The 6,645-nt window shown below is 52.0% G+C and carries 8 protein-coding genes and 1 pseudogene; 6 read left to right on the top strand and 3 right to left on the bottom strand.

Going from position 1 to position 6,645, the window contains the following annotated elements; translation table 11 throughout:
- The first annotated feature begins 567 nt into the window (after window positions 1-567).
- The gene (locus QMN38_RS26145) at window positions 568-1,155 is read left to right on the top strand and encodes a hypothetical protein (protein WP_323579320.1); all 588 of its coding nucleotides are present in this window, start codon (window positions 568-570) and stop codon (window positions 1,153-1,155) included.
- Window positions 1,156-1,293: 138 nt separating this feature from the next.
- Here the strand turns inward: QMN38_RS26145 and QMN38_RS26140 are convergent, their stop codons facing one another.
- A complete protein-coding gene (locus tag QMN38_RS26140; protein ID WP_009654304.1) occupies window positions 1,294-2,295 on the bottom strand; it encodes an Abi family protein in 1,002 nt (333 codons plus the stop codon).
- Between the two features lie 155 nt (window positions 2,296-2,450).
- Window positions 2,451-3,032, bottom strand: a complete 582-nt coding sequence (locus QMN38_RS26135) for a hypothetical protein (protein WP_009654315.1) — start codon at window positions 3,030-3,032, stop codon at window positions 2,451-2,453.
- Between the two features lie 150 nt (window positions 3,033-3,182).
- Between QMN38_RS26135 and QMN38_RS27125 the strand changes: the two are divergent.
- The 5 genes and pseudogenes from QMN38_RS27125 to QMN38_RS26115 all read left to right on the top strand — a co-directional run.
- Window positions 3,183-3,392: pseudogene (locus QMN38_RS27125) on the top strand (hypothetical protein); the annotation flags it as partial.
- Window positions 3,393-3,600: 208 nt separating this feature from the next.
- A complete protein-coding gene (gene ccdA / locus QMN38_RS26130) occupies window positions 3,601-3,819 on the top strand; it encodes a type II toxin-antitoxin system antitoxin CcdA (protein WP_064158620.1) in 219 nt (72 codons plus the stop codon).
- Between the two features lies 1 nt (window position 3,820).
- Window positions 3,821-4,126 carry a type II toxin-antitoxin system toxin CcdB gene (gene ccdB / locus QMN38_RS26125; RefSeq protein ID WP_064158621.1) on the top strand — a complete coding sequence of 102 codons (306 nt, stop codon included), beginning with the start codon at window positions 3,821-3,823 and terminating at the stop codon, window positions 4,124-4,126.
- A gap of 169 nt (window positions 4,127-4,295) precedes the next feature.
- Window positions 4,296-5,312 carry a hypothetical protein gene (locus tag QMN38_RS26120; RefSeq protein WP_063216424.1) on the top strand — a complete coding sequence of 339 codons (1,017 nt, stop codon included), beginning with the start codon at window positions 4,296-4,298 and terminating at the stop codon, window positions 5,310-5,312.
- 197 nt (window positions 5,313-5,509) lie between these two features.
- On the top strand, window positions 5,510-6,304 hold the full coding sequence (locus QMN38_RS26115) for a site-specific integrase (RefSeq protein ID WP_016240356.1): 795 nt from the start codon (window positions 5,510-5,512) through the stop codon (window positions 6,302-6,304).
- A gap of 280 nt (window positions 6,305-6,584) precedes the next feature.
- Here QMN38_RS26115 and QMN38_RS27120 read toward each other — a convergent pair.
- A partial coding sequence (locus QMN38_RS27120; RefSeq protein ID WP_071528444.1) for an IS1 family transposase occupies window positions 6,585-6,645 on the bottom strand: 61 nt, incomplete at its 5' end.

Here is a 6,645-nt window from a genome sequence, read left to right as displayed (position 1 = left end):
CTGATAGAAACAGAAGCCACTGGAGCACCTCAAAAACACCATCATACACTAAATCAGTAAGTTGGCACCATTACCCACCGGTTAATCATTCTTTGATCTGCATCTGAAACGTATTTAAAAGATTACGAATGAGAGCGAGTGGTAAGCAGTTTGATATTTAACTATTAAGATAACAAATAATCATAATTGTTGCATTTAGGACAATAGTGCTTATACAGCAATAATAAATAATTATTATTGCCATTCTTGCGTTGATTTCCTTCCCTTAACTCGAAGATCCGATTTCTGTCTAAGTCGGATCGTAAGGCTTTGTGCATCCTTTTTCGTATAAAAATACCGGGGCTGGAAGCTGGAGGGGAAGCAAAGATGAAATTGTGGCACTTAACCGGTCCGTAACGGCTTAACGTAATCGGTTCAGACAGTTATACCGACCCTGGACCTGTCCGGTCCAGGTGTCGTCCCAAAAGGCATAATCGGAAGCCAGTTATTGGTGCGGATTACCACATGCCTGTATTAGGCTCCAGAGCGTGCAAAGGCGAATAGTGTGGCCTCTTTATACAGGAGAACATGGCAATGACAGATGACCAGAACAATGACGCTCGCGATATGTGGGCTGAGGCGTTGAGTTCATTGTTTAGAGCTGATCCCCGGGAAGAATTGTTCCGGATTTCAGATGATGAGATTGATGCCCTGGAGGGGTTGTCTCCGGACAGATGGCCAACGGCAGGACAGACAGACATTAACTGGGATCTGTCTGTTCCGGGGCGCAGACATTCGATTTACCTTCCTGGTCCACGGGTATTGCAGCCTGCTGACTGTGAACAAATTGATCTCAGTTCTCTGGTGCTGGGGAAAGCCTCTTTTGCTGATTTTGACCCGCTTATTAATTCCTTCTTTCGACTGACAGATTCCAGCCTCTGGGTGGAACTTACCAACCCGAAACTCGGAAAGGCCATACTGCATATCGCAAAAGGATGGCCTGTTTCACCGGTCCTGTTATCTGTGCACGAAGATGGTGGATTTCATTTCGGGGACGGGACCCATCGTTATGAGGTACTGAAGCGGTCTGGAACACCTCATTTTTACTTTCTGGCTATGCCGGATGATGTATCTGCCATTAATAAGCAACTTACGGTTCAGTGGATGAGCGACTAACGCTTTGCGTCAGCATGGCATGTCTGGCTATGCGGAAAGCAAGTGGGACGTGCCTCATGTCCTGCTGAAAATGGCAACGGAAGCCGTTCAGCTTTCAGTGTTTTGTGAAAAATCCCCTGCCACAAGGTAGGGGAAAGGTCAGAGGGTACGGATAAAATCGGGACCAATAATGGCAATGATCCGGGTACGGCTGGTCAGGCGGATGATTTTTTGCTGTCCGAGCCCCCGCAATAATTTTCTGATCTCTTTACTGCGCCGCACGTTCAGGTCGTGCATCAGCTGTGCCCGTCCGGTGAAACTCAGCAAACCATCGTGCGTGGCCAGTGCCTCGAAACGCAGATGATGACCTTCTGCCAGAAACGCAGCATGCCTTGCAGGACTGAGCCAGCTGAGAGCCTCCAGCATATCTTTCCATGCCCGACGCAACAGCTGCAGGGACGCCTGAAGACCATATACCGGGCGGTTGTAATCCGGCGCACCGGTAACCGGATCTTCCTCCTGGAATTTCCAGACTGCTTCATGGTGCGCCAGGCGGTTACGCAAGTCACGGATACGGGTAAATTTCTTTTCCAGCACGTGACGGGGGGTGCCGGCCGGGGCGCCGGGGAACACCGACGGAAGCAACTGGGGCCACAGGAGCGAGCGGTTCCGCGGTTCATCGTAGTTTTTCGTGAGAAAATTGGTCCAGAAACCAAAGTCCAGACCGGAGATCACCCGCTCTGCCGTCGGCGCCTTGCCCGCAGCACGGATACGTTTTGACACCTTACGGATACAGTCTTCTTCCCAGGCTGTCCGGTCATAAACCGGTTTCCCGTGATGCATGAGCTTCTGGCCACGGGCATCGGTTTTGTAGCGCTTGTTCTGGCGTATCCAGGTCTTGTCACCGATATAGCGGGGTAAATCAAAGATCCAGTTGGTATCGGTTCGCCAGTGTCCGGCAGCGCCGGGCAGCCGGGCATGGCGAATACTGTAATCGATGGCGTTACGCAGCGTCACCTCAAGGCAGTGCATCAGCGGCTGCATGGCGGCGGAAACGGCTTTGTTCCAGTTATACCCGCCCAGTTCTTCACCAGGTTTCAGCTTCAGCACGTCAGTGTAAATGTTCAGCCGCCCGGCCGAGATATAGTCTTCCAGCTGCATACAGCCCTCCCGGGCTAAACTGAGGGTCAGGTTGACGGGCGTACCAGTAACTGGTAGATTTATCCCATCAAGGCGCGGATTTCTTCGGACCCGTGCGTTAAAGTTAGTACCGGAAAAGCCATCCCTCGGGGTGGCTTTTCTCGTTTATATCTGTCTCAGATAAGCGACCATTCAAAAGCGTCCATGCGCATTGCCTTTCGCAGTTCATTAATCATTTCCTGAAAAACAGTTTCCGGGAACATATTAAAAAGTGACCGGTGAAGCGCCTGTACCGTCTCTTCATCCCGGGACGCCCCGTTGACCAGCAGTGCGGCATACAGGGAGTTCCCCCTTGCCAGGCTGTCAATCCCTCTCAGCTGTCCGGCGCGGATCTGAAGGTATGGCATCCCCGCGAGCATAATGCGCTGCAAATCATCGTTGTTTTTTATCCCGAGAATACGGCAGAACTCCCGGTGGCCGGCCTGAGTCATCTCCAGATCATAAACATGCTCGCTCAGTACTGTTCCGGCCATCCTCGCCATTTCCTGGTCCATCAGGGCAACCAGTTCACTGGTGCGGATGAAATTGCCGATCAGATCGCCAAATGTTGCCGTCAGAAACTCCTGCACAAAATCACTCTTTGATTTGCCGGCGGCTTTAGCCTGCCTCGTGATAGCTTCATCAACATCAGCTGGCACATTACGCACCGTAATGGTGTTAAATAACTCAGAGAGGTCTTTTGATTTAGCATCTTTCATTACTGGCATCCTGTTAACAACTTCTGACTGCGATCTGGTGTCAGCATCTCATATGTAAAATTGTGATGCAATATTTTATATCTGCATTTTTAAGGCTAAATTTGATGCATAAGATAGGTTATGATTCCAGCGTCACTCTCTTCATTTTGCACAGATCCGAAAAATACCAGTTCCGGATCTGATTCAGCCCCGCCGGCGCGCAGCGGCCCGGAAACACAAGATGTAGCGGTGTTTCCAGCTGTCAGTGACCATATATGTTGTGCCCCTCCCCTGCCCCGTGACCGGCCGCTCACCACCCTGAAAGGGCGCTGTGGTTATTCCGTGGGCGTGGTACACTTCCGGAAACTTCGTTATAGGTGAAAAGTCGGATCAGGACGGAACAGCCGTCAGGTAATTTAACGGCGTGGCTGTATGGCTGCTTGTTATCTCTAAGGTGATTATTTTGTATGTGAATTTCACGAAGTGAAATTAATAGCGACATAACAGTATGTTTCAGGCGGGCGTGAGTCAGCTGCATCCTTACGCTATACTGATATGCATATCATTAGTATGTATTCCGGAGTGCATTATGAAGCAGCGCATCACTGTCACCATAGACAGCGACAGTTATCAGTTACTGAAATCCGCAGACGTCAATATCTCCTCCCTGGTGAACAGGGCCATGCAGAATGAGGCCCGTCGTCTGCGTGCCGAACGCTGGCAGGCTGAAAATCAGGAAGGGATGGCCGAGGTTGCCCGCTTTATTGATATGAACGGTTCATTCGCCGACGAAAACAGGGACTGGTGAGATGCAGTTTAAGGTTTATGCCTATAAAAGTGAGAGCCGCTATCGTCTGTTCGTGGATGTGCAGAGTGACATCATCGATACCCCCGGGCGACGGATGGTGATCCCGCTGGCCAGCGCCCGGCTGCTGTCGGATAAGGTTTCCCGTGAACTCTATCCGGTGGTGCACATCGGAGACGACAGCTACCGCCTGATGACCACGGACATGGCCAGCGTCACGGCCTCCGTCACCGGGGAGGAAGTGGCCGATCTCAGCCACCGGGAAAATGACATCAAAAATGCGATAAACCTGATGTTCTGGGGAATTTGACATTGAAGGACGGGGAGGATGTCAAAACGAAGCCATTGACGCAGAGATTAACCCTCAGCATGAACTGCCCTCCGGAGCGGATGCTCTGCAGGCTTTCGTGGGGGCAGGGGACACTCCCCTATCCGATAACTGCTGACAGCACCGGGGTATAACCCTCCAGGGAAAAAACATGACCGACTGCGTGACCCGGACAGTTAAGGACAAAACAATGTGGCTCGTGACATTGCCGGAGATCATTACAAATAACAGTACCCGCCAGGAGGAAAATCTGATCGTCATTCTGTGCAGGGAGCAATCGTGGGGGCCAACTTCTGACCATTTTCCCGACGGATTGTACCGGGTCTCCTGCATAATGATACTGTACCTGGCCGATACCGAACAGACGAAGACTCAGGCTTTCACTGCAATCTACTGGCCTCAACAGAAGGCCCTGCATCTGTTTACAGATGAGTTCAGACTGGAACGGCGCCTGCAGGGACACGGCCTGAGTAGCTGGAGCACGCAGCAGTTTGTGCTCTGGGCCAGAGGCCTTCCGCCAGAAACCCGGGGTTTGCCGATTGAAATTTCCCAGGTTGATGAAGAAAAAGAAGAAAACAAGATCCGGAGGGACAGGCTGTGGCACGCAATGGGTTTCCGGTTCCCGGCCGGGGAAACCAGCTCAATGCCGCTGCGGGCAGACGAACTACAGTTGCCGCGGGGCAGGTATTCAACGCTCCAGGTGGAGCCACTGGCATCCGGGGTACGCCGTCTGGAAGACTTTTATCGCGGGCTGCAGGAAAAAATCGTGCAGCTCGAAGGCAAAAAACGGTCGCAAAAACAGTTGATTGCTTCACATAAGAATCGTCCTTTTTATCATCTGTGGCACAGAAAAGGGGGCCAGCTCCCGGACGAGAAATGTGATGCCCTGCCACTGCGGGCAGAAACACTGTCTCTGCCGCAGATCGGGGATTCAGACCTGGAGGTGGCGCAACGGGCAACCGGGGTCATCCGGCTGGCTACCCTGTGTGCTCAGTCGCAGAAAAGAATCCTGGAGCTGGAAAGGGATCTTGCCTCACAAAGTGAGGAGCTCGTTGACCTGCAGGCACATCCCTTTTTTAACCTGTGGGATAAATACCGCGACCTGATCCTGTTCTGGGGGGGCGTGGTGACTTTTCTGGACTTTATCAAGTGGATGTTGGGGGCATGAATGTTCCCGTTCCATAGCCACACACTGAAGAGGACTGAAACCAGTGCCCGAAAATATAGTGTCTGTAATCACTGACGGGGTAGTTTTGTTTGCGACTTCGTCTGTTTTCTGGCTGGCCGTCGCTGGCTGGTTAGTCATCCTGACTCCGGTAATATTACGAAGAAAATTCTCGGCAAAGAAAAAAGTTAACAGAAATTATGAATAACCTGGTTCCAGTTGGATCTCCGTCATCTCCCGGAACATTGCTTCCGGTGGCCATCGATTACCCTGCCGCCCTCGCCCTGCGCCAGATGGCGCTCGTGCAGGATGAACTGCCGAAATACCTGCTGGCGCCGGAAGTCAGCGCCCTGCTCCATTACGTGCCGGATCTTCACCGCAAGATGCTGCTGGCGACGCTGTGGAACACCGGCGCGCGCATTAATGAAGCGCTCGCGCTGACCCGGGGGGATTTTTCACTGACGCCGCCGTATCCGTTCGTGCAGCTGGCCACGCTCAAGCAGCGCGCCGAGAAAGCGGCCAGGACGGCAGGTCGTGCTCCCGCAGGCAGTCAGGTCCATCGTCTTGTTCCGCTTTCCGATCACCACTACGTCAGCCAGCTACAGATGATGGTGGCCACCCTGAAAATTCCGCTGGAAAGACGAAACAAGCACACCGGCAGAATTGAGAAGGCGCGTATCTGGGAGATCACAGACCGTACCGTCCGCACCTGGCTTAGCGAAGCGGTGGAGGCCGCAGCGGCCGACGGGGTGACGTTCTCAGTACCGGTGACCCCCCATACGTTCCGTCACTCCTACGCGATGCACATGCTGTACGCCGGTATTCCGCTGAAAGTGCTGCAGAGCCTGATGGGCCACAAATCGATTAGCTCGACGGAGGTCTATACGAAGGTGTTTGCGCTCGATGTCGCAGCGCGCCATCGTGTGCAGTTCGCCATGCCGGAAGCTGAAGCTGTTGCGTTGATAAAAAAGTTAACCCCAGACCAATCTACATAGGTCAACTATGGGTATACCCCAGGTTTCGACCTAAAGTAGTTCTTGTGTGGGAAACAGTCCAAGCTTAATGGGGGGCTTATCCTGCCTCACCTTCTACAGCTATCAATCACATTAATGATGTTCAGAAAGGCCCTCATTGCCCTAAAGAAATAAAATGCAGCCATGAAAATAAAAAATAATTGAGATACAACTCCTGCTAAATCATGGTTGCTACCAGCCACTGATAGCAACGTAAATAGTAATGCAAGCGAAAAATGTAAGGCAAGGTAATGACTCCAACTTATTGATAGTGTTTTATGTTCAGATAATGCCCGATGACTTTGTCATGCAGCTCCACCGAT

The sequence above is a fragment of the Citrobacter sp. R-1.5.2 genome (genome assembly GCF_035064245.1).
GTDB lineage: Bacteria > Pseudomonadota > Gammaproteobacteria > Enterobacterales > Enterobacteriaceae > Citrobacter.
This window is presented reverse-complemented; position numbering and strand designations above follow the sequence as displayed.

Excerpts from the sequence above, each read along its gene's own strand:
- QMN38_RS26145 (WP_323579320.1), top strand. The coding sequence starts at position 568 with ATGGCAATGACAGATGACCAGAACAATGACGCTCGCGATATGTGGGCT.
- QMN38_RS26140 (WP_009654304.1), bottom strand. The coding sequence starts at position 2,295 with ATGCAGCTGGAAGACTATATCTCGGCCGGGCGGCTGAACATTTACACT.
- QMN38_RS26135 (WP_009654315.1), bottom strand. The coding sequence starts at position 3,032 with ATGAAAGATGCTAAATCAAAAGACCTCTCTGAGTTATTTAACACCATT.
- ccdA (WP_064158620.1), top strand. The coding sequence starts at position 3,601 with ATGAAGCAGCGCATCACTGTCACCATAGACAGCGACAGTTATCAGTTA.
- ccdB (WP_064158621.1), top strand. The coding sequence starts at position 3,821 with ATGCAGTTTAAGGTTTATGCCTATAAAAGTGAGAGCCGCTATCGTCTG.
- QMN38_RS26120 (WP_063216424.1), top strand. The coding sequence starts at position 4,296 with ATGACCGACTGCGTGACCCGGACAGTTAAGGACAAAACAATGTGGCTC.
- QMN38_RS26115 (WP_016240356.1), top strand. The coding sequence starts at position 5,510 with ATGAATAACCTGGTTCCAGTTGGATCTCCGTCATCTCCCGGAACATTG.